We start from the raw sequence: 23232 nt of genomic DNA on the forward strand, positions 1-23232 counted from the left end.
TGATTAGAAGGCGCAATTCTTCACAATTAATCTCGCAACTCGCAACTCGCAACTCGCAACTCGCAACTCGCAACTCGCAACTAGATTAATTTTCCAGGATTTAAAATTCCTTCGGGATCAAATGCTTTTTTAATCTGTCGCATTAAATTGATTTCGGCTTCTGAACGGCTGTACTCCAGATAGTCTTTTTTGACCAGTCCAACACCATGCTCAGCGGATATACTGCCATTGAGTGCACGAATGGACTCAAAAATCAGTGGATTCACTTGTTTGCAACGTGCGACAAACTCATCGATATTCAATTCTTGTGGACGTAATATATTCAAGTGCAAGTTACCATCGCCAATATGACCGAACCAGATGATTTCAAAGTCCGGATATTTTTCCGCTACAATTTTGTCGACCGCTTGCAAAAACTCACTGACTTTACTCGGCACCACGGAAATATCATTTTTATAAGGCGTGTATTGGCTAATCGACTCAGAAATACGTTCACGTAAATCCCAAAGCTGCTGCGCTTGCGTTTTACTCTGGCTAATTACGCCATCCAGTATATGACCGCCTTCCATTACTTGCTCAAAACAACCAAAAGCAACATCCATGGTATCTTCCGACTCGTTTTCAAACTCTATTAGAACGTAAAAGTCGGATGGAGTATCAAACGGACGTTGCAGTTGGTGATGTTGCATAACTTTCTGCAGCGCTTGTTCTGAAAAAAATTCAAAGGCCGTTAATTGCAATTTCTTTTGAAATTGTGTCATTACTGGGTATACATCGTTTAATGTATTGAGGCCAAGCACCATAACGGTAAGATCTTTTGGTGGACGTGTTAACTTAACGGTCGCTTCGACAATAATCCCTAAGGTACCTTCGCTGCCAATCATTAAGTGACGAAAATCGTAACCGGTCGCGTTCTTAACCAAACCATGATTAAAGCTTAATAGCTCGCCTGTGCCGGTGACCACTTTAAGCCCTACGACCCAATCACGTGTCATTCCCCAACGGATCACTTTAATGCCGCCAGCGTTTGTTGCAATGTTACCGCCAATTTGACTGGAGCCTGCCGATGCAAAGTCGACGGGATAATACAACCCTTGCTCTTCTGCAAAACGTTGCAGTTGTTCAGTTATCACTCCTGCGCCACAAGTAACGGTTTGATCGACGGCGTTAAACTCAGAAATGGTGTTCATGCGATCAAGTGAAAGCACCAGTTCACCTTGGGTTGCGCACGCACCGCCACTCAGACCTGTTCGTCCACCGGAAGGGACTATCGCCACTTTGTTTTCTTTGGCCCATTGCACAATCGCCTGAACTTGCGACACATTATTAGGGCGGACAATGGCCAGCGCATTGGGCGTAAAAAGTTTACTCCAGTCTTGGCCGTATTCGGATAAATCCTGAGCTTCGGTGAGTACATAAGTTTCACCGACGATGTTTTTCAATTGTTCAATCATGGGTTCGGTCATTTTGGGGTATCAATGTTAATTGGTAATTGGATTGGGTCGCTTGCAAAGGTGTCGCTCGACCGTGTACCCAGTCTAGCAGACCTTGCTCGTAAAATGGGGACAAAGGATGTGCTGACTGTCCACCGGGCATATGAAAAATAGCCTGATCAAGGTGTCCTGGAGAAATAACCATTCGTTGTGAAGCGCCAAAGACGGGACTTTGCACTCGAGGAGAGTGGTAATCTCCAGGCATTTCATAAGTGGGACGATCCAGCCACCAACCCAGAAGAGGAACAGCTCGGCTAATGGGATGCTGAATATTGAGCTGGTTGTGTTTGCCCCAGGTTTGATCGCTTAATACTTGGTTATTTTGGGTCAACTCATCAATTACGTCGTCAATACAATCTAGAAACAGTTGTTGAAAATTTTCGTAATTCGCGGGGAGAAAATCTCTTGGTTTTTTGCTGGCAATTTGCCAGAGAGGGTATTCGTATTGTTTTGAATAATAGCTGAAATTAAATTGCGCTTCGGGATCCATTTCTTTTAGCCAAGGATCCAGCAGTTGTTTACTGAGCGAACTGCGATAAGCACGCAGTAAAGTGTAACCGGCTTGATCGGGATCGGCCTTTTGATTCCACTCGGTGATCAGGCGCTTAAACTCTTTTCGTAGTATCTGGTCTTTGATGGCTTCTGACGTTAAAACCTGTTGTAAGTGCAACTGCCAACGTTGATAGAGTTCGGCATCGGTATCCAGTTGAATGGCAAGCAAGTTTTTTTCACTGGCTTGTTGCAAAGTAAGTAATTTATCGCGAATCTGTTTACCGCGTGCTCCCAGTGCATAGCCGCCATTGCCAATTTTACTGAAGTCTTGACCACCTAAAATACGACCATTCGCGGTCCAAAGCGCACCAGAAGGAGGGTTTATTATACGAGGGTAGTGTTCGGGTTCTAACCACTTCATTTTTCCGTTTTCATGCGCCAATGTAATAAACGGATTATTCGTTTGTTGGCGTTGTGGCAGCGGCCCGATGATAGTCCAGCCGATGTTGCCTTGATCGTCACCGACCACAAAATTTTGCGCTGGAATAGCGGAGTGGTTCGCTATTTCAACTGCCTGCTGTACGTTTTTAGCCGACTCTAGTTGAAACAGGTTAAAGTTAATGGCGTGCGTTTGGTGCGCAACCCAGAAATAACTCCAGATGCGATCTTCTTCTGTTTTTTCGACAGGGCCGAACTGAGTTTCTTGAATGGTAATTGTTTGTGGCTCGGCGTTTTTAATGGCGATTTTTTCTTCGACCGATTTCAAAGAATGCCATTGATCCTGAAACCAATAATGCTCATTTAGTTCGGCGCTGCGCTTTAAGGCAACGGCATCGGAATAGTCACCGTAGCTATTGGTGAATGTCCAGGCGATATGACCATTAGTACCCGCAACCAGTAGAGGTGTACCGGGCAATGTAACGCCAGAAAGTTGGATAGACTCTCCGTTATCAGACTTGTAACTTAGATTCGCTTTGTACCAGATATTAGGGATGCCGTGACCAAGGTGCATATCGCCCGCTACCATGGCGCTGCCTTGTTGCGTTCGACTGCCAGCGAGGGCAAAGTTGTTACTGCCGACAAAACCTTCCGAACTTTCAGCAACGGTCGCCGGATGATGATTAATACGTTGTTCCAAACGAGGCAATTGTGGCAATGCCAGTGACGTATTATCCAACGGAGCATCAAACTCGGTACCGTTAGGTACCAGAAAATCGAAAACGGCTTCTGGTAGAGAATGAAACGCATTTTGTAATACTTTTTCTCGTTCAATAGAGCTGCTTTGCAATTGCAGATACATGGTATACACAACCAGTAAGGCGTCTTCTTCATTCCAGGGGTGCGCTTGTGTTTGCAATAGCCAATATTCAAACGGTCGTGTCGTTAGTGCGTTAAAGCCTTGGTTTACTCCTCGAGTGTAGGCGTTCAGTAACGCGCGATCGTGATCAGGAAGTTGAGTCAGAATGTCGCGAGCACGACTGCGAAACCGATGACGCCGTCGTTCCTTATCGAATTCCAAAGTTGCTGCACCAATTAATTCGGATAGTTCACCGGCGGCATTGCGTCTTAATAGATCCATCTGGAAATAACGTTCCTGCGCATGAGTCCATCCGAGCGCAAAGGCGAGATCCTTTCGGTTGTTTGCACGGATTGATGTTGTGCCTGCTGTATCTCGTTGGATAAGTACCGAGTGCTCAATCGCATTGACCAGAACATCACCGTCGTATTGCGGCAAGCTGAAATGCAATACTGAATAGGCGGTGATCAGACCGAGTACAAAAACACTGAAAGCAAGTGCAAAAAGCTTGCGTAGAATGCGTCGATATAAAGGATGTTTTGCCGGACGGTGGAATACATTACGCTGCTTTTTCATTATTTTGCGACGGTCTGAATAAGTTCTACGACGTATCCTATCATAGGGGCTGCTGGTCGAGAATAATGAAATAAAGAAGCGTAAAATTGTGAAGGAGTGGTGGGCGCTACTGGACTCGAACCAGTGACCCTCGCCTTGTAAGGGCGATGCTCTCCCAACTGAGCTAAGCGCCCACTCCGTAAGAACGGGGCGCATTCTAGGGGAGTCTTTGTAAGAGGTCAACGGAAAAGTGAAGTTTTTTTTAAATTTTTGAATACGAGACGAAATCATGGAGGTTTCGTCATGAGAGTCTATTTTGCTAAAATAACGGCATTATCTAATCAGGAATTCTAACAATGTCTGTCGTTACTCGATTTGCTCCCAGTCCTACCGGTTATTTACACGTTGGCGGCGCACGTACTGCTTTGTACAGTTGGTTACATGCGCAAAAACACAAAGGTGAATTTATTTTGCGTATTGAAGACACCGATCGTGAACGTTCAACCGATGAAGCGGTGCAAGCCATATTAGAGGGTATGGAGTGGTTGGGTTTACAGCATACGCAAGGACCATTTTATCAAACGCAACGTTTCGATCGTTATAAAGAAGTGGTACAGCAATTGTTGCAACAGGGGGATGCTTATCGGTGTTACTGTTCAAAAGAACGGTTAGAGCAATTGCGTGAACAACAAATGAGCAATAAAGAAAAACCACGGTATGACGGTTGCTGCCGAGATTTAGCCGAATCTGATCACGATATTAGCAAGCCACATGTGATTCGGTTTAAAAACCCTCAAGAGGGCGAAGTGCGTTGGCAGGATGCTGTAAAAGGTGAAATTGTTATTGCAAATAAAGAATTGGATGATTTGATTATCGCACGTACTGATGGTACGCCAACGTATAATTTTACGGTAGTTGTTGACGATTGGGATATGAAAATCACGCAGGTGATCCGCGGCGATGATCATGTGAACAATACACCCCGTCAAATTAATATTTTTAAAGCATTGAATGCGCCCGTACCCGAATACGCTCATGTGCCTATGATTTTGGGTGATGATGGAAAAAAGTTATCCAAACGTCATGGTGCCGTTAGTGTGATGCAATATCGTGATAATGGCTATTTGCGCGAAGCGGTTTTAAATTATCTGGTTCGATTGGGCTGGTCGCACGGTGATCAGGAAGTATTCAGTTTAAATGAAATGATTGAATTGTTCGATATTCATGATATCAATCGCGCACCTTCGGCATTTAATACCGAAAAGCTAAACTGGCTTAATCAACACTATATGAAGTCGTTGCCTGTGGCCGAAGTGAAAGCGGCATTACAATGGCATCTGGATGAACAAAATATTGATATCAGTAACGGACCGGATATTGAAAGGCTGATCCCGATTTTTGCTGATCGCGTGCAAACTTTAAACGATCTGGTCAAATCCATTGGCTATTTTTATAAGGACTTCGACGAGTTTGATGCGCAAGCAGCGAAAAAACATTTGCGTCCCGTTGCAAAAGAAGCCCTGGTCACGGTGAAAGATAAATTAACTCAAGTAATCGAATGGAAAGCGGAAGATATTCAACAGGCGATTAACGATACTGCTGAATCCTTGGAAGTAGGCATGGGTAAAGTGGGTATGCCATTGCGCGTTGCCGTTACCGGGAGTGGTCAGTCGCCGAATTTGGATTTGACGTTATTGTGGATTGGGAAAGACCGAGTGTTATCGCGAATTAGTAAGGCTTTGCAGTTTATCGAACAACGCGAAACAAATGGTTAATGATTAAAGCAAATGCGCTCCTGTAGGCAGCCTCCGTTAATTCGGAAAGGTTACTTGTGGGAGCGAAGCACTTTTATTTAATAAAATTTGAAAGCGCAATGGAATAGTTGACGCGTCAAGGAATGGCTCTTTCTTCAACCAGCTGTTGTTCAAGAATCAATGGTTTATAAAATTTTATGACGAACCGGCTACTGCGCCCACGTATTTCAGGTGCATACATATGTCGGGTTAAATCGTCTTCTTTATTTTTTAAAATATCGGACTTTTCTTTGAACTTAAAGCCAACGGTGGTTAATTCTTGCACGACCAGTTTGGGTGATATGCGGTGTAATTCGTGGCCAGAAGTCGAAGGGCTATCGGCTAAGGCTTCATGATCGACAACAGCCAATATACCACCTGGTTTTAAAGTATTGTAAAGGCGTGTAAGAAAGTCATCGCGATTAATTTTAGGCCAGCTATCATTTTTCGGGCGATAGTAAATATCGTGATAGGCGAGGATTAAGAAAATCATATCCGCTGAGTTTGCGGCAAACTGCAGCTCGTTGGCTTCGGCCGTTATTCGTTTTACATTTGCGAGTCGACCCGGTAAAAAACGTTTATTGATCGTTTTTTCTACATAATCAATATAAGCTTGATTATTATGCGCAATGACTTCACCTGTCGGTCCTACAACATAAGACAATAATTCCGAGTAGTATCCGTCTCCGGAAAAAACATCAATGACTTTCATGCCTGAACGCACATTAAAAAACTTAAGTACTTGAGCCGGTTTACGGTAGAGGTCTCTTTCGCGATCCAATTCCAGCCGTTCGGGGTGGTTGACCGCCCATTCGATCAATTCATGATCGTGCGTGTGTCCCGGCAGGCCATAAATGCTGGTAAAAAGTATCGTAAGCAACAGAAAATATTTAGGTTTCATCTGTTGATTATGGGAAACTGTGGATAACAGGTCGAGCAGACTTTGTAACACAATATTACCGAGGCTTATCTTGTTACTCAATAATAAGAATTATGTGGTGCGCGGCATAATATATATGCTATTAGCCGTGTTCTTTTTTTCAGTTATGGATGCCTGCATGAAGTGGTTAAGCGCTTTTTACTCGCCATTTCAGGTGTCTTTTTTTCGTGGTGCCTGCTCGCTACCGTTCGTTTGCGCGTGGTTTCTCTATCATGGTCACGTTTCTGATTTAAAAACTGACAATTATAGGTGGCACCTTATCAGGGGGGTGGTAAGTGTCCTGTTTTTGGTCGCTGCAGTCATAGGGTTGCGAGAACTAACATTGGCCAATGCTTATGCCATATTTTTTTCTGCACCTTTAATTGTTGCTGTTTTGTCAGTTATTTTTTTAAAGGAACGAGTAGGGGCCCGTCGTTGGTCAGCGATATTAGTGGGCTTATTGGGTGTCATTGTCGCTTTGAATCCGGGTAGTGGTAACTTTTTTTCACTGGGGGCATTTGCATGTCTATTGGCTGTTATTGGATACAGCGTTGTTGTCATTATTATTAAAGTGATGTCGGCGACAGAAACAACTTTTGCTATGGTATTTTATTTTTTGTTGGCATTGACTTTAGGGTGTGGCCTTTTATCGCTATTGGAGTGGCGTTCTATACAACCACAACATTTTCAAATATTGCTGATATTAGGAGCGAGTGGTGCCATTGGACAAATTTTTATTACCGAGTCTTTTCGTTTGGCTCCCGTTTCTTTGGTGGCTCCATTGGATTATTCCAGCCTGATATGGGGCAGTGTTTTCGGATTTGTTATTTGGAATGAAGTTCCTGGTGGTTATGTTTGGACCGGTGCTGCTATTATTATATTGAGTGGACTTTACTTGATGTTTCGCGAAACAAAAGTTAATAATGATGAGAATTAATTTCGTTTAAACCCGCAAGAGAATAATTAGCGCTGTAATGAGATATTTAATTAAAATTGTTTTATTGATTTTTATAAGTAGTAGCCACGCATACAACCAAGAAGCTTTTTCTATCGTTCGTGCAGAGCTAGTGCAAGGCGGATACTTGATTGGGCAAGTTGGTCGTTCGGTTAAAATTCAATTTGAAGGGCGCGATGTACTGGTTGATGATGAAGGCGTATTTATTATTGGATTTGGACGTGACTTTAAGTCACAAGCAAATTTAAAGTTTTTATCAGCAGATAAAACGGACAGTTATCCGCTGACGATTGAGCCTAGGCAGTGGCAAATTGAAAGAGTCGATGGCTTACCCCCTTCTAAGGTAACACCCCGTTCACCAGAAACTCTTAAACGTATTGCCGATGAAGCAAAGCTTATAAAATCAGCTAGAGAAAAAATTTCCGCTTTAACCGCGTTCAAGGTACCTTTTAAAATGCCGGCCCAAGGCCGAATCAGTGGCGTGTACGGTTCTCAAAGGATATTAAACGGTAAACCCAGGCGTCCACATTATGGACAAGACATTGCTGCGCCTGTAGGATCTCCGGTGTACGCACCGGCATCGGGTGAAGTAACCTTGGCGCATCCGGATATGTTTTTTTCTGGTGCGACCATCATTATTGATCATGGACTTGGTTTATCATCGACTTACTTGCACTTAAATAGCGTTACGGTGAAACCAGGAGATAAAGTAGAGCAGGGCCAACAAATTGGGACAATTGGCCAAACGGGCCGTGCTACTGGGCCACATTTAGATTGGCGCATTAATTGGTTGGATCAACGTCTCGATCCAGCTTTGTTTGTAAAGTAATCGGAATAAAAAACGGTTTTACATAAATGAATAATAACTACATGAGTAATGAGATTGACGTAGCAGTAAACGGTAACACTGAGGCAAACGGTAATGTGGAGCCTCAGCGCAAGCGATCCAAAAGGCCAGGTGTTCGTATTCATTGTGATACGGATCTGGTTCAAATTATGCCGGATCCGGAATTACCCGAAAAAGCAGCGTGGTATGGTGTGCAAAATGACATGTTGGTCATGTGCAATGAAGTTTACCCCGATAATATGAAACTGGCGTTTAGTCTTGAGTCGAGTATGCGCTATGAAGTGATCCGGCCCGATCATATTTATTACGATCAGGTGATGGAACGAATGGAGTTTCGTACGTTGCGTTTTCTCGAATTAAATCGCAGTCCCGGACAGGGTATTGTTATTCGACTACGCCCCGGAATTGATCCTGCTGATGGGCTGGAAGATTTGCATACAAATGGCATGCTGATTAAAACAGCGACCGGCAATTATGATAATGATTACAAGTCGGTTATTTGTATTAGTGCATCGGATATTTGGCAAATTATGCGACTAGAGCTGACCAATTACATGCATTCATCGCGTAAAAAGTTTGTTCCATATTTTCAGTACTAAAATAATAAAGCAATAAAAAAGCCCGGTAAGTCCGGGCTTTTTTATTGCTTAGGATTAAATCAGTCTTTGTGTTTCGCCGCTGCAACTCGTTTACGAGCTAATTCATCGGCGACAACATTGGTCGTTTTATTTTCTTTCTCTGCCGTCGCAAACACTTCTTCTAACGTATTATAGATTTCGTCTACTTTACGCAGAGCCGCATCACGATCGTAGTTTTCTTCGAAAGAAACATTAATGATACCACCAGCATTAATGATGTAGTCGGGTGTGTATAAAATTCCACGTTGTTTCAGTTCATCACCGTGACGATCTTCTGCCAGCTGATTGTTCGCTGCACCTGCAACTACGGTTGCTTTCAGCTTTGGAATAGTGACATCATTTAATGTTGCACCTAAAGCGCAAGGGGCATAGACATCAACGTCTTGTTGGTAAATTTCGTCTTTGTCTACTGCAGTAGCACCAAAGTCATTCACAATACGATCAATGGACTCTTTATTGATATCCGTGACAAACAATTGCGCTCCTTCGCGAGCGAGGTGTTCGCATAAATATTGGCCGACGTGTCCGAGCCCTTGTACGGCTATTTTAATATCGGACAAGGAATCTTTACCCAGTCGATGTTTTACCGCAGCTTTCATTCCCATGTAAACACCGTAAGCGGTGACCGGAGAAGGATCGCCACTTTTTCCTTCTAGACCCAATACATGGTTTGTTTCTTTGTGAACCATTGCCATGTCGTCTGGGTTGATACCAACGTCTTCAGCAGTGACATATCGACCTTTCAGGTTGTCAACAAAACGACCAAAAGCGCGAAACAATTGTTCAGACTTCATCGTTCGCGGATTTCCGATAATCACGGACTTTCCACCGCCCATGTTTAAGCCAGCCATTGCGTTTTTGTAAGTCATACCTCGTGATAACCGTAATGCATCGATTAAAGCACCTTCGTCCGAGTTGTATTCCCACATACGACAACCACCGGTTGCAGGGCCTAACGCGGTACTGTGAATGGCGATAATTGCTTTCAAGCCCGACTCGGCATCGCTGCAAAACACGACTTGTTCGTGTTCATCATAAGCACGCAGATTAAAAACTGCCATAAGATGTCTCCTGATAATGGAATGCGTGAGAGGGGATCACCAGGATCCCCAAAAAGCAGATACGGTTATCCGATATTGAATTCAATACCTTGGGCAAGAGTAGGTTTGTCGCCCCAGAAAATGGTATTGGTTTGACGACGCATATAAGCTTTCCAAGAATCGGAACCGGCTTCGCGACCGCCACCTGTTTCTTTTTCACCGCCAAATGCACCACCAATTTCGGCACCGGAAGTTCCGATGTTGACGTTTGCAATACCACAGTCGCTACCGGCAGCAGACAAGAATTTCTCTGCACTTTGCACATCCATGGTAAACATGGCCGAAGATAATCCTTGTCGAACAGAGTTGTTCAGTTTGATGGCTTCTTCAATGGTTTTAAAAGTCATGATGTAACAAATGGGGGCAAACGTTTCGTTTTGAACGGCTGGCCAATGATTTTCGGCACGTATTATAGTTGGTTCAACAAAGTTACCAGCGCCTTCGATGACTTTTCCGCCATATAACACTTCACCACCTTGCTCGACTGCAGCGTCAACGGCAGCTTTGAAATTATTAACCGCAACTTGGTCGATAAGCGGACCCATTAATGTATTCGGATCGAGAGGATCACCAATTTTCACTTGGCCATAGGCATTAACCATAGCTTCAATGACTTGATCGGCGATGTCCTCATGAACGATTAAACGGCGAGTTGTCGTACAGCGTTGACCACCAGTACCTACAGCACCAAATGCGGCTGCGGGAATTGCGTGCTCAAGACGAGCAGACTTATCGATGATCAGTGCGTTGTTACCCGACAATTCCAACAAACACTTGCCCATACGTTCGGCAACTTTTACACCAACCATTTTGCCAACAACGCTGGAACCAGTGAAGGACATCTTCTTAACACGACTGTCATTGATAAATGTTTCGGCTAGCTTATTATCGGCACCATCAACAAAAGTATAGAAAATGGGTAAATATCCATTTTCTTTCATAACTTGGTTGCAGATGTTCTGAACAGCGATTGCTGTAAGTGGTGTTTTAGGAGAAGGTTTCCACACGGTTACATTTCCGCAGATGGCTGCAATGAATGCATTCCACGACCAAACCGCAACGGGAAAGTTAAATGCAGAAATAACACCTACGATACCGAGTGGGTGCCATTGTTCATACATGCGATGTTCCGGACGTTCGGAATGCATGGTGTTACCATAAAGCATACGCGATTGACCCACGGCAAAGTCTGCCATATCGATCATTTCCTGAACTTCGCCGTCGCCTTCGGCTTTAATTTTTCCCATTTCCAAAGTCACAAGGCTGCCCAGAGCGTCTTTTTTAGCGCGTAGTGCTTCGCCCATTTTGCGAACGACTTCACCACGAATAGGGGCAGGTACTTTGCGCCATTCTTCAAAGGCTTTTTCGGCATTTTTTATAATTGTTTCATAGTCGGCTGCTGAAGCGGCGTAAACTTTGGCGATCAGCTCACCGTTGGCAGGGTTAATTGATTCGATAACGCCATGGTCCTGGGTTTTACTCCATTCGTCAGTGCTTAATGAAGCGCCTGAGTTGATGGCTTCAATCCCGAGTTCCTTTAATAAATCCATAAAACTAACCTCGCTTAATCATTCGGTTGTGTCAGACTGGTCTTGTGTCAGGTAACTATAGTGTATTCTGGATGCATACTCTTTAGACGCCCACCTTGAAACATGGTTTACCGTTTTGGTGTTGTTATAACCGGTTGATTTCGGTCAAAACAGCGTGAAAAAGATGCCCCAATTTGAGGTGGCGCAACCTTACCACTCTAAAATTCAAATCGCTAGTTTATTTTTAGTGGAAGCCTTGATTTTAGGTTATTTTAGAAGCATTTTTACAGGAAAAGCCGTCAAATCAGCCAATCAAGGCGCTTTTTCTGGTCAGATGAGTTTGGTGCGGGTTGAAGTATGATGCGCTGCCGCATTGGTGTAAAAAAGTGAATAAACAAGAGAAAATTTAATGTTATATCAATTGGGTAATCATATACCAAAGTTCGACTCTAATACCTGCTTTATTGCTGAGAGTGCCGATATTGTTGGGCAGGTGACACTCGGCAGCCATGTGAGTGTTTGGTTTAATGCCGTCATACGTGGTGATACCGATCACATCATTATTGGTGATCGCAGTAATGTACAAGATGGCGCTGTTCTGCATACGGATCCAGGTATACAATTGCAGCTGGGCACGGGCGTGACCGTCGGTCACAATGCCATGTTGCATGGGTGTCAGATCGGTGACTTTTCGCTGATTGGTATTAATGCTGTGGTATTGAATCGAGCTCAGATTGGTGATCATACACTGATTGCAGCCAATACTTTAATCACAGAAGGAAAGAAAATTCCTTCAGGTGTTTTGGTGATGGGAAATCCGGGCAAGATAGTCCGTGAACTCGATGAGCAGGAACGTCAACTGCTCGAAAAAAGTGCCAGGGTCTATACTGATAAGATCGCACAATATCGTGGTCTAAGCAAAATAGCCAACGAGAGGCTCATTGAGCACGGTTAGAGTGAGCGGGTTAACAGGAAACCATCAGGAAAAGTATTATGTCTGCGAAACACGCCTTTCGCATGGATGCAGACTTTGAAAGCACCATTGACTGGTCTACGCTTTCACCTTGGACGCAAAAACAATTGCAAAGTGTTATCGAGTTTTGCCGACAGCATCGATGGCAAATCAGGCACATTAGTGAGTCGCAATCGCGAGTGATGGAACCAATTATAGCTGTTTGGCAGGTGACTTTTGAAAGTCACCACAAGTTAAAAACAGTGTGGGCGATAAGCGGCGATCTGCCCTTGGAAATCATTTCTTATCGTAATGTAAACAGTGCCCGAGAATCGTTATTGCAGTTTTCACGGAAATACTTGAGCCGAGCGCAAAACATGAAGCACAGAGGTGTGGAAGGTGGTGGCGTTGACTTAAGCGAAAAGGATAAATTGTTAGTACAACGATTGGTCAAAGCGGCGGCTGATTTGTTAGTGCTTTACCATGAAGATCAGATTTGGGCAGATGGTAAATAACAGGAGCGGGGAGCGAGGTACGAAAAGCAGATACGTCCGACTGAAAGAGTTATGAATAAAAGTTTTTAAATTTCGCTTGAAAGCGAGAAATTGAGGCGCATAATTTCTCCTCGCTCCTCGCTCCTCGCTCTAGTCTAATACTCCCACCAACAACTTTCCCACCAAGTGAGAAACTCTTCGAAGTCGATGTGGCCATCCTTGTTTTCATCGATAAAGTTGAACCCTTGTTCTGCTTGTTGATTTGTTGATTTAGGTGATAACACTCGCAGCAGTTCGGTAAATTCTTCCAAGTCGATCTCTCCATTGTGATCGCGATCGAAAAACGAAAAATTCTTTTTAATTTCTTCAATTTTACTTTCGGGTAATGGCTTTACATCAGTCATGATTCTATATTCCAAAAATACGTTATTTAAATGGTTGTTTCTTCCTTACGGTAAACAACATTACGTTCATTTAAGTAGTCCAGTACGAATTCGCAGGCATTTTCTAATGCGCCAAATTTTTCTGGAGGGCAGATCCCAGCTTCTGGTGGCTTATGGTTTAACAGGTAGTTAACCGCAGCGGTCGCGGTATAGCCCGTCGTTCTCGACATGGACGAAACAGCGTTTTCTTTATCGGTTTCATCATAAAGGTTGTAAACGTAACGTTTCTGTTTTCCGTTTTCACTCCCTTCAATGGTCACGCGCATAACGGTGAACTCACTCTCGTTACGTTTTAGTTTCCAATTGTCGATTAAAATACTGGAAGTAAAATCGAGTGGACGAACGGCCGCTCCATTTACTTCAATAGGCTCTTCAGAAAAAAATCCAGTACTGGCCAAGACCTTGATGTATTCAGCATGCCCAGGATAACGCAGTGTTTTTTCTTTCATATTGGGAATGTGTGACATCGTGTTCAGAAGAGTGCGTAAACCATCGGTATTAAAGGCCTCAAGAGTGCCTACTTTGTCGAACTGAATGAGTTCGCAATCGGTTAGTGGCTCTCGCGTCACTTCTTTGCCATTTTCAACGTATCGTGCCGGACGAGTGTATTCTTCAATCACATCAATGGGAGAAAAAGGTGCTTTGTATTCAAATGGCCAGTTGCGCGCTTTTGGTAATCCACCAACCAGACACTCAAAGTTTTCTACCGTCATAGTTTCGTTGTGATGGCCCAATAAAATGTTATCCATACCGGGAGCAACGCCGCAGTCGACAACGGCAAAAACATCGTTTTTCTTTGCCAAGTAATCAAGATCCATGGCATTTTCAGGAAAAAAGGAAATGTCGACAGCGGATTTTTTGTGACCGAGTACGGTTTTTAATACTTCAAATCCCATAAAACCGGGAACCGCACACACGACCAAATCAGCGTCAGCAATGACATCGGCTACAGCATCCGGATCCGATAAGTCTGCCACCGTAGTTTGAATATTATCAGATAACTCTTTAAGCTTTGCCAACGACTGCTTACTTTTATCGGCTGCGATTACCTGATGCTGTTGTGACAAATCGCGTGCCATAGCACTGCCGACCATTCCACAACCTAAAACGCAAATTTTTGACATATTATCTCCCAATTTATAATGCTGCGTTTTCCAAGGACTTGTTATCGTAAGGACGGATCTGAATGACCAATCCAAACAGTGGATGGTCAAAATAGTGAATTTCTCCACTGCGAACACGTCGTGACTGAAAAAGCGGATAATTGAGCAACCTATCAACCGTTGTCGTTTGTTTTTGTTGCGCAAATACATCGTCGGTTTGATAGCTCCAGCTAAAGCTGGACTCATAGTCGGTCTTCATTTTTTCATTCTCAGTGAGTCCGAGTAATGAAGAAGATAAGTTGGAACTGATGGCTGAAATATCCAGTTCTTCTTGCCCAGGAATTCGAAGTATCAACTGAGTATTAATGTGCAGATACCGGCTCAGGTAAACCTGAATGGAACCATCCACTTCAGGAACCGGCAGATAAGGCGAAGGTAACTGTTCTGAAGGGTAGGAGGACGTTTCGGCTCCTGAATGAATCGTTTCGGTACTTTCTAATTGGGGTGGTGCGCTTTCCATCGCTCTAGTGTTAATACCCATTTGCTGTAGCATTGCATCTTCTGCGCGAGATTTTCCGCTCACTTCAAATTGCTCTGAGTAGTCTTTGCCACCAACAATACGTACCCAATGCGCATGATTTTTGTCTTTTACAGGTTGTCGCCAACCAATGTGAGTCAATGGTTGATATTGTGAGCTCTTGGCCAAAGATTGAAACACTTGGGTCAGTTGAAGCTGCTCGTTGTTTAATAATTGAAAAGATAAGGATTCACTTTTGGTCAGTAAATCGTCAGTTTTTGGGTGTGGCTGATTTTCATCGACTTTCAGTGGATCGATTGGTGCTGGATATAGCTTTTCAGTCACGAAGTCGTGCAGAGCTTCGGGAAAGGTAAGCTCTACTTTGGTGGGCCAAAGTTCTTCATCGAGCCTGGCGTATTTGTTTTTGAAGACGATGACTTCAATATCAAACCAGCGGTCACCGTTTTGTGTAGCTCCCAAAGAGGGATAGAAACAACCGGTAATCAATACAACGATCAAAAATTTGAATAATTTATATGCCATAATGTTGCACTGCTTAAAACAATTGCCTAAGCCTACCGTTAGCTGCTGATGGTTTCAATCAAAGTTTCGATTTCATGCCATCGTTTTGCTGCATCTTCAAGAGGTCGGTTAACTTTTAAGCGGGTCCCTTTTTCGAGCCGGTAACGAGAAGGGTTGCGCTGGATCATCTGAATAATCACGCTGGGGTTCACAATGGTGTCTGGGTTAAACTCCAGAGTCAGTCCATTGTCATTTGCGGTGAGCTTATGGATTCCGAGTGGGGTAATTCTCAGTTTTAATTCGGTAAGCTTAATTAGATTTTTCAGGGCATCGGGCAATAGTCCAAATCGATCGATCATTTCTACCTGAATATCACGTAATGCTTGTTGGTTTTTACAGCTGGCAATGCGTTTGTACAGTGTTAAACGGGTGTGTACGTCCGGAATGTAGTCATCCGGTATCAAGGCTGCCAGCCCAATTTCAATTTCGGCTTGTTGTGAAAGACTTTCATTTAAGCTTGGTTCTTTGCCTTCTTTTAATGCGGTAACGGCATTTTCCAACATATCCATATACAAACTGAAACCAATAGATTCCATTTGACCACTTTGATCGTCACCAAGAATTTCGCCCGCACCACGAATTTCCATATCGTGTGTGGCAAGTGAAAACCCGGCTCCAAGATCTTCCAGCGATGAAATGGCATCCAATCGTTTTTTTGCATCGCGGGTTATGGTTTTTATGGAAGGCACCAACAGGTACGCATAAGCCTGATGATGTGAACGACCAACACGGCCTCGTAGTTGATGCAACTGAGCCAACCCGAGTTTATCGGCACGATCCATAATGATGGTATTGGCATTGGGTACATCGATACCGGTTTCGATGATGGTTGTGCATAACAAAACGTGAAAGCGATGATGGTAAAACTGCTGCATTACTTGTTCCAACTCTCGTTCACGCATTTGCCCATGCGCTACGCCGATATTTAAATCCGGCATCATTTCACGCAATTCTTCTGCACGACGCTCAATCGAGTCAACACTGTTGTGTAGAAAGTAGACCTGGCCGCCACGCAAAGTTTCCCGCTGAATCGCTTCTTTAATTAAGGGTTTATTGTTTTCGCGCACAAAGGTTTTGATGGCCAGCCGCCGTGCTGGTGGTGTTGCGATAATGGAAAGGTCGCGCATGCCGGAAAGTGACATGTTAAGAGTACGCGGGATTGGTGTCGCTGTTAAGGTCAGTACATCCACTTCCGAGCGTAAGGCCTTTAACTGTTCTTTTTGCCTAACACCGAATCGATGCTCCTCGTCGATGACAACCAAGCCTAAATCTTTAAACTTTATGTTGCCTTGAATGAGTTTGTGAGTTCCGATCACAATGTCGACTTTACCTTCTTCCAGTTGTTGTATGACCCCTTCCGTTTCCTTACCGGTACGAAAACGCGATAAAACCTCCACTTTAATTGGCCAATCGGCAAAGCGATCTTTAAAGTTTTCAAAATGTTGTTGCGCTAACAAGGTTGTGGGAACCAATACTGCAACCTGGCGATTATTTTGAACGGCCACAAAGGCTGCGCGCATGGCGACTTCGGTCTTTCCGAAACCAACGTCGCCGCACACCAATCGGTCCATAGGCGTTTCGGCGGACATGTCTTTTAAAATAGCCTCGACGGTATCTTCCTGATCGGTCGTAAGCTCAAATGGAAAGGCGTCGGCAAACTGCCAATAATCTTGGTTTTGGGTTTGGTATTTAAATCCGGGACGCGACGCACGCTTCGCATACAGGTCGAGCAGTTCTGCAGCGACATCGCGTACTTTTTCGGCCGCTTTTTTCCGTTCTTTCGCCCACTGTTCTGTTCCCAATTTATGCAACGGAGCGGACGTATCCGATGCTCCAGAGTAGCGGTGGATCAAATGCAGAGACTGTACAGGAACGTAAAGCTTATCGTTACCCGAATATTCGAGCATCAAATATTCAGCAGGTTGTCGGTTGGCTTCAATGCATTGCAGTCCCAAATAACGACCGACACCGTGTTCAACATGAACCACAGGATCGCCAGGGTTCAGCTCCGCCAAAGAGTGAATTAGCGCATCGGGACTGACGCCTCGATGGGTATCGCGACGGCGGCGCTGCAAAACGTGTTGACCAAAAAGTTCTGCTTCAGCAATAAGAATCACTTCAGTATGAACGAAGCTCTTATCGATGGGAGCAATACAGATTGAAAGAGCTGGTCGTTCCACAAAGACATCTTGCCAAGACTCGAGAGTGACCGCTGATAAATGATAGCGTTGCAGTAATTCAATCAAAGCTTCGCGTCGACCGGCACTTTCGGCACAAAGTACTACCGGCTGCTGGTGTTCATTACAAAAAGCTCGCAGTTCAGCAAGGGGATCTTTGGCTTTATGGTTAACGGTTAACGAGCTAACACTGTTAAATGCAAATCGATTCGCGTCTTTGGCTTTTTCATTATTCAACTCAATACGTGAAAACTTTTTCAACGCGGAATTAAACGCTTCTTCTGGCAGGGCAATTTGCTCGGGTGCTAATATTGGGCGTGTACGATCCCAGCGACGCTCTTCAAACCTTTCGGTCAGATCCTGCCACCAATGTTGTTTACTCTCGTTTATTCCAACCTGGCTTACGATCAGAGCTTTTTCTGGCAGATAATCGAACAAGGAGGCGGTTGTGCTATTAAACAGCGGTAAGTAATACTCGATACCCGCAGGTAATAAGCCGTTAGAAACATCTTGATAGAGGTGACAGTCTTTTAATTCAACATCGAACAAGCGACGAAAACTTTGTCGAAATTGGGTGATGCCTTGTTCGCCGGTGGGAAATTCGTGCGCTGGCAGCAGTTCGAATCGATCGATTTGTTCGCTGGAAAGCTGCGTTTCCGGATCGAATTGGCGAATGCTTTCTATTTCGTCATCGAAAAAGTCGAGCCGGATGGGTTGATTGCTACCCATTGGATATAAATCCAGTATCGAGCCACGCACCGCAAACTCACCATGTTCCATAACTTTATCGACGCAGCGATATCCGGCCGCTTCAAACTTGCTGCGCATGGCCGTGATGTCCATACGTTCACCAGTCCGGAAAGCAAACACATTACCACTGATAAACTCAGGTGGTGACAAACGAATGGCTGCGGAAGTGAGCGCCGATATTACCACACCACGCTGTAGTGAAGGTAAACGGTATAGGGCATTTAGGCGCTCAGATACGATGTTTTCGTGGGCCGAAAAATAGTCGTAGGGTAGGGTTTCCCAGTCTGGGAAGGTCATGATAGGTAAGTCGGGATCAGGGCTTAAAAGGCGAATTTCCCGCTCTAACTGAGTAATTTCGCTGGATTGATTGCACAAAATTAAAAGTGGTGCTTCATGCTCACAAGCCAGTTGGGCCAAAACCAGTGAGCGACTGGCGCCCGGTAGGTTACCCCAGTAGTTGATATACCCCGGTGAAAGCTCCAGTTTCGGCAAGTTGAGATTGAAAGCCATGACCACTCTGAATACGCGTAAAACGGCTCATTATAAGCAATTCATCACATGATTGCGCGAAGTTTTTGTGTCTTTTCATTGGCTTACGGGTATTTCGCAATGTCTTGCAATGAAGTGGTAATTATTGCAAGCAGAACGAATCCCGATTATGGTTAATTGGTAAGCTCATTGCGTGGTTTGCGATGAGAACAGCGAACGAATACAGTCTTCGACCAAACAAAATCAACGACTTAGTCTAAGATTAGATAGGTTTAACTGAGCAGCAAACTAGAACTGAGGAAACTCAACTATGCACATGACCTTCTTCAATGCCGGTAATTTCCAAGTGCCACGTGCCTTGTTTATTGCTGCCTGGAAAGTCTGGTTTAAACGCTTCAGCGACAATCACTATGCTTGGCGAGAGGGCAAAATGCCTTTGCGTAACCTAGAACTACCAATGCATCAGTTATTGGCTCAGGAGTTTCGTTTTTCAGTGGAGGTATTGTCTCGATTGATGGTGCCTTGGTCCTATCGAGACTGCAGGCAAGTGACGGAAGACTTAATTCGACTTAACCCTGCGGTGCTGCGTCCAGTTGAATGTGTTTGTGAACAAACGGGCGACGCCATCGAAGGTGTGCGCTTAACCGATCAGGCTCTGGATTATTGGGACTCGCTGACTTATAGCGAGCAAGATCTTTACCTTAATTTTGCTGAAGCACGTATTCAGGCCGATATTGAAACGCCGTCTGATGAACCTTGTATTCTCGACGATGCCGGTGTTGAAATCATTGGGGAAGATATTTATCCGCCCTTCGTGCCCGATAAAAATGCTGCCGATGATGAGTTTATCCGCGCGATGGTGGCCTGGATTGATGAGGATCCATTTCAACCCATGTATCAGCGCAAACCGGTCGGTGATGCAGTCAGTGGCTGGCACGATCGATTATTGGCGTTTTTTTGGCCTAAGCCTCGTACGGGCTATTTGGAGTACAGCTTTAGTGCAAGCCCATTGGTGTATCGAGCGGGTCTGCTTGCCGAATTAGTGGAGTCTAAAGTCGACTGGAGCTATGACGACAAACAGTTGGCTATTAAAACCGCCAATGAAATTTTTATGCTAGCCGGCGTGCCGCAAAGAGACGTTACCTGGCAAAACGTGAAAGCGGTGATTGAAACGGCACTGGATGGAGATGAAAATTCGAACGCAAAAATGAACAGTGGCTGGACGTATCTCGCGAGTCTCGCAACGGCTAATTTTGAACATAAAGAAGGGCATTTACCCTTGGTTAGCTGGAACAGTCGGTGTTCCAGTTCAGTCATTTCTCGGTTGGACTTTTTAATGGTCGAGGCTGGGGTAGAGTCGCTGGGTGATCGATTTCGTAATATTGGGACCATTCCAGGCTGGGGTGGAACCAGACCACGCGAATATACATTAAACTGGCCATCCGCTTATCGCAGTTGGCCTTCCATCTTTGCAGCAGGGCGGCTCGTTCGAAAAATGGTTCATTATTTGAATACGGAAACTCATACAGATGGTCGACTTAAATACCGTCAAATGCCGATAGCGGGGGGCAAAACAGGACCTTGGACATCGCGCGGTGTGCAATTGGTGTTGTTTTTTGATGGGTATTAATCTGACATGGTCAGATTCGTTTCGAGAGACGAGTAGCGAGTTTCGAGTAAAAAACTCCAAGATTCATTTGACTAAAAGAGTCGGGGTTTCAGAATGACCCTCGTAACTCGTAACTCGTAACTCGTAACTCGTAACTCGTAACTCAAAGGTCAGCGTTGCGACTTATAACCGACTTTCATATAATCCGCCCACCCTTTGTCCTAAGCAGAAACTCCTATGGATCTTGAACAGCTGGTTGGTGCCATGACACCGGAAATCTACCAGAATATGAAAACCGCGGTAGAAATTGGCAAGTGGCCAGACGGCACAGTGTTAACCAATGAGCAGAAAGAAGCCGCCATACGAGCGGTAATGCTATACGATGCACAGAAACACGGTGAGCATGATGAACCTTTTCGGGTGAAATCTGACGGCAGTGTACAGCTCGGTAAGGAGCAGGCAACACGTGCCATGGTTGGTGCAGCGAGTGTGATTTTGCAAACACGATTGGACGAAGAAGAATAATCCATTCTTGAATTCATTTTTCCGAATTCAGGATAGTTAATCGATATCTAACTTTTACGACTACCCAATACAGGAACAGGCAATGCTTAAAACCATCGTCAGGAAGGAACATAAAAACCAGTGGGAAAGACGCACACCACTGACGCCTGCAGCCATCGAAGAACTCAAACAAAACGGTTGCACCATTGATGTTGAACATTCCGATATTCGTATTTTCAGCGATTCCGATTACCAGTCAGCCGGCGCTACTCTAGTCAATTCTCCGGAAGACTATGAATTGGTGGTCGGCATCAAAGAGCCACCGGTGAGCGCCATCAAACCAGGGCAGGTGCATATTGCGTTTTCGCACACCATTAAAGGTCAGGAATACAATATGCCATTGCTACAAAAGTTTATTGATAGTCGTGCTACCTTGTTTGATTACGAAACCATTGTGAATGAGCGCGGCGCTCGTACAATTGCCTTTGGGCGGTTTGCCGGAATTGCCGGCGCGATTGATACCTTTGCCATTGCCGGCGAAAAACTGGCGTTGATCAATAAACAAAGCGACTTGGCGTTAGTTAAGCAAACGGTAAAATATCAGGGCATTGAAGACATTAAACAAAGTTTTGCTCAACTTGATTTACAAAAGGGCGAAGCATTACGCATTCTTATTGTGGGTACCGGAAATGTCGGCAAAGGTGCTGAAGAAGTGTGCCGCTGGTTAAAACTACCCAAAGTGGACATTCATTCGATTGAAATGGGGCATTTGCCAGAAGGCAGTTGGTATACCGTGGCCAGCAGTCGTCATATTAATGCAAGAAAAGACGGCAAAGATTTTGAGTTTGATGATTTTGTTGCTAAAGGAAACGATGAATACATAAGCACTTTCGACAAGTTGTTGGGTAAGTTCAACATTTTAATCCAAACACCTTACTGGACAGAAAAGTACCCCAAGCATTTGGATCGTGCGCGCATGCAGGAGCACAAAGCCAAATTACCTTGGGTGATTGGCGATATCAGTTGCGACATTAATGGCTCATTAGAGTGCACAAAAATAGCCAGCACGATTGATGAGCCTGCATTTACCTATAATCCAGAAAACGATGATTATAAAAACGGAATTTCTTGGGATGGCCCAACGGTAATGTCCATTGATAACTTGCCGTGCGAACTGTCACTGGATGCTTCAGAACACTTCAGTTCTATTTTGAAAAATTACATGCCGCACTTGATGAACCTGGACTTGTCTCTCGATTTCGATGATTTGGAGTTGCACCCGGAACTCTATCGCTCTCTTATTGTTTACAAAGGCAAACTGACGCCAAACTATAAGTATCTAAAGCAATATTTATAAGTCGATTAATGGATGATTTTGAAGGCCGGAGTGAATGCTCCGGCCTTTTTGTTTAAATTCATTAACTCGAATTTGGAAAAGGTAAAACCGCGGTATAAAGCAGAAAGCAGCTTTTTTGACTATCTGGGCTTTATCCTTTTTTGGGGTTAGATTAATAGAATCGCTGAGGTGGCGAGTCGACAATGTCTCAAGCTAATTGCAGTTCTGTGGTCATTAAGTTGCCTTATACACTATGGTATAAATAGCACCCTCAAAAACTTCTGACACAGGTGACAAACATGGATGTTAAACGAACGCTTAATGCGGGTGACAAAGGTACACGAAAATACCTGGATAAGTTTGGCCAAAACTTACTCAATGTTCGCTACCGCGAAGACAAAGAACAAAAAGTGCGTTACACCACTGTTGAGATCATTGTCGACGCCAAACCGATTGAGTCCGATAATCCTCAAATTTACGCCAACACTCGACTGATGCAAGAAAATGTTTTTCTGCAGCTTGATCATCGCGACAATGAGTTACGCGAAAAAATTAAAACATTCGGTGGCAAGTGGAACAGCGATAAAAACCTTTGGCAGTTACCCTTACATTACGTTATGCGTTTGGGGTTGGCAAAGCAGATTGTTCGTTGTTAAGG

20 protein-coding genes and 1 tRNA gene are annotated in these 23232 nt (G+C 44.4%); 11 read left to right on the forward strand and 10 right to left on the reverse strand.

Features of this window, described 5'->3' with window-relative positions; all coding sequences use genetic code 11:
* Positions 1-80: 80 nt before the first annotated feature.
* The 3 genes from ACTUJY_RS09235 to ACTUJY_RS09245 all read right to left on the reverse strand — a co-directional run bounded on the left by ACTUJY_RS09235 (position 81) and on the right by ACTUJY_RS09245 (position 4031).
* Positions 81-1466: an FAD-binding oxidoreductase gene (locus ACTUJY_RS09235; protein ID WP_463615794.1), complete on the reverse strand. Its 1386-nt coding sequence runs from the start codon at positions 1464-1466 to the stop codon at positions 81-83.
* Positions 1447-3858 carry a penicillin acylase family protein gene (locus ACTUJY_RS09240; RefSeq protein WP_463615795.1) on the reverse strand — a complete coding sequence of 804 codons (2412 nt, stop codon included), beginning with the start codon at positions 3856-3858 and terminating at the stop codon, positions 1447-1449. Before ACTUJY_RS09240 ends, ACTUJY_RS09235 begins: the two co-directional genes overlap by 20 nt.
* 97 nt (positions 3859-3955) lie before the next feature.
* Positions 3956-4031, reverse strand: a tRNA-Val gene (locus tag ACTUJY_RS09245).
* Between the two features lie 162 nt (positions 4032-4193).
* On the opposite strand from ACTUJY_RS09245, the gene gltX reads away from it, so the two are divergent.
* Complete coding sequence (gene gltX / locus ACTUJY_RS09250) at positions 4194-5612, forward strand: glutamate--tRNA ligase (RefSeq protein ID WP_463615796.1); 1419 nt, start codon at positions 4194-4196, stop codon at positions 5610-5612.
* A gap of 115 nt (positions 5613-5727) precedes the next feature.
* Here gltX and ACTUJY_RS09255 read toward each other — a convergent pair whose 3' ends face one another.
* Complete coding sequence (locus tag ACTUJY_RS09255; RefSeq protein WP_463615797.1) at positions 5728-6582, reverse strand: class I SAM-dependent methyltransferase; 855 nt, start codon at positions 6580-6582, stop codon at positions 5728-5730.
* 46 nt (positions 6583-6628) lie between these two features.
* On the opposite strand from ACTUJY_RS09255, the gene ACTUJY_RS09260 reads away from it, so the two are divergent.
* The 3 genes from ACTUJY_RS09260 to ACTUJY_RS09270 are packed head-to-tail and all read left to right on the forward strand — an operon-like array spanning position 6629 to position 8950.
* On the forward strand, positions 6629-7486 hold the full coding sequence (locus tag ACTUJY_RS09260) for a DMT family transporter (protein ID WP_463615798.1): 858 nt from the start codon (positions 6629-6631) through the stop codon (positions 7484-7486).
* 37 nt (positions 7487-7523) lie between these two features.
* Complete coding sequence (locus tag ACTUJY_RS09265; protein WP_463615799.1) at positions 7524-8333, forward strand: M23 family metallopeptidase; 810 nt, start codon at positions 7524-7526, stop codon at positions 8331-8333.
* Between the two features lie 26 nt (positions 8334-8359).
* Positions 8360-8950, forward strand: coding sequence for a hypothetical protein (locus tag ACTUJY_RS09270; RefSeq protein ID WP_463615800.1), 591 nt, complete (start codon positions 8360-8362; stop codon positions 8948-8950).
* A 59-nt stretch (positions 8951-9009) separates the two neighbouring features.
* Here the strand turns inward: ACTUJY_RS09270 and ACTUJY_RS09275 are convergent, their stop codons facing one another.
* On the reverse strand, positions 9010-10050 hold the full coding sequence (locus ACTUJY_RS09275) for a Glu/Leu/Phe/Val family dehydrogenase (RefSeq protein WP_463615801.1): 1041 nt from the start codon (positions 10048-10050) through the stop codon (positions 9010-9012).
* Positions 10051-10115: 65 nt separating this feature from the next.
* A complete protein-coding gene (gene amaB, locus ACTUJY_RS09280) occupies positions 10116-11639 on the reverse strand; it encodes an L-piperidine-6-carboxylate dehydrogenase (RefSeq protein ID WP_463615802.1) in 1524 nt (507 codons plus the stop codon).
* A gap of 154 nt (positions 11640-11793) precedes the next feature.
* On the opposite strand from amaB, the gene ACTUJY_RS09285 reads away from it, so the two are divergent.
* From ACTUJY_RS09285 to ACTUJY_RS09295, 3 genes are read left to right on the forward strand one after another with little or no spacing between them, the layout of a single operon-like run.
* Positions 11794-11979: a hypothetical protein gene (locus ACTUJY_RS09285; protein WP_463615803.1), complete on the forward strand. Its 186-nt coding sequence runs from the start codon at positions 11794-11796 to the stop codon at positions 11977-11979.
* Positions 11980-12027: 48 nt separating this feature from the next.
* Positions 12028-12573, forward strand: a complete 546-nt coding sequence (locus ACTUJY_RS09290; RefSeq protein WP_463615804.1) for a gamma carbonic anhydrase family protein — start codon at positions 12028-12030, stop codon at positions 12571-12573.
* A 38-nt stretch (positions 12574-12611) separates the two neighbouring features.
* Positions 12612-13085, forward strand: coding sequence for a DUF4826 family protein (locus ACTUJY_RS09295; RefSeq protein ID WP_463615805.1), 474 nt, complete (start codon positions 12612-12614; stop codon positions 13083-13085).
* A gap of 134 nt (positions 13086-13219) precedes the next feature.
* Here the strand turns inward: ACTUJY_RS09295 and ACTUJY_RS09300 are convergent, their stop codons facing one another.
* From ACTUJY_RS09300 to mfd, 4 genes are read right to left on the reverse strand one after another with little or no spacing between them, the layout of a single operon-like run.
* Entirely contained in the window at positions 13220-13468 is a 249-nt protein-coding gene (locus ACTUJY_RS09300) for an EF-hand domain-containing protein (RefSeq protein ID WP_463615806.1), read from the reverse strand.
* Between the two features lie 26 nt (positions 13469-13494).
* Positions 13495-14631 (reverse strand): saccharopine dehydrogenase family protein, encoded by a 1137-nt coding sequence (locus ACTUJY_RS09305; RefSeq protein ID WP_463615807.1) that lies wholly within the window; start codon positions 14629-14631, stop codon positions 13495-13497.
* 13 nt (positions 14632-14644) lie between these two features.
* A complete protein-coding gene (locus ACTUJY_RS09310; protein ID WP_463615808.1) occupies positions 14645-15670 on the reverse strand; it encodes a CsiV family protein in 1026 nt (341 codons plus the stop codon).
* Positions 15671-15708: 38 nt separating this feature from the next.
* Complete coding sequence (gene mfd, locus ACTUJY_RS09315; RefSeq protein WP_463615809.1) at positions 15709-19146, reverse strand: transcription-repair coupling factor; 3438 nt, start codon at positions 19144-19146, stop codon at positions 15709-15711.
* Positions 19147-19435: 289 nt separating this feature from the next.
* On the opposite strand from mfd, the gene ACTUJY_RS09320 reads away from it, so the two are divergent.
* The 4 genes from ACTUJY_RS09320 (at position 19436) to ACTUJY_RS09335 (ending at position 23230) form a co-directional block, all read left to right on the forward strand.
* On the forward strand, positions 19436-20755 hold the full coding sequence (locus ACTUJY_RS09320; RefSeq protein WP_463615810.1) for a hypothetical protein: 1320 nt from the start codon (positions 19436-19438) through the stop codon (positions 20753-20755).
* 216 nt (positions 20756-20971) lie between these two features.
* Positions 20972-21259: a DUF1315 family protein gene (locus tag ACTUJY_RS09325; RefSeq protein ID WP_463615811.1), complete on the forward strand. Its 288-nt coding sequence runs from the start codon at positions 20972-20974 to the stop codon at positions 21257-21259.
* Positions 21260-21341: 82 nt separating this feature from the next.
* The gene (locus tag ACTUJY_RS09330) at positions 21342-22595 is read left to right on the forward strand and encodes a Rossmann-fold NAD(P)-binding domain-containing protein (protein WP_463615812.1); all 1254 of its coding nucleotides are present in this window, start codon (positions 21342-21344) and stop codon (positions 22593-22595) included.
* 278 nt (positions 22596-22873) lie between these two features.
* Positions 22874-23230 (forward strand): hypothetical protein, encoded by a 357-nt coding sequence (locus ACTUJY_RS09335; protein ID WP_463615813.1) that lies wholly within the window; start codon positions 22874-22876, stop codon positions 23228-23230.
* Positions 23231-23232: the final 2 nt, after the last annotated feature.

Source organism: Pleionea sp. WD8-19 (assembly GCF_055326765.1).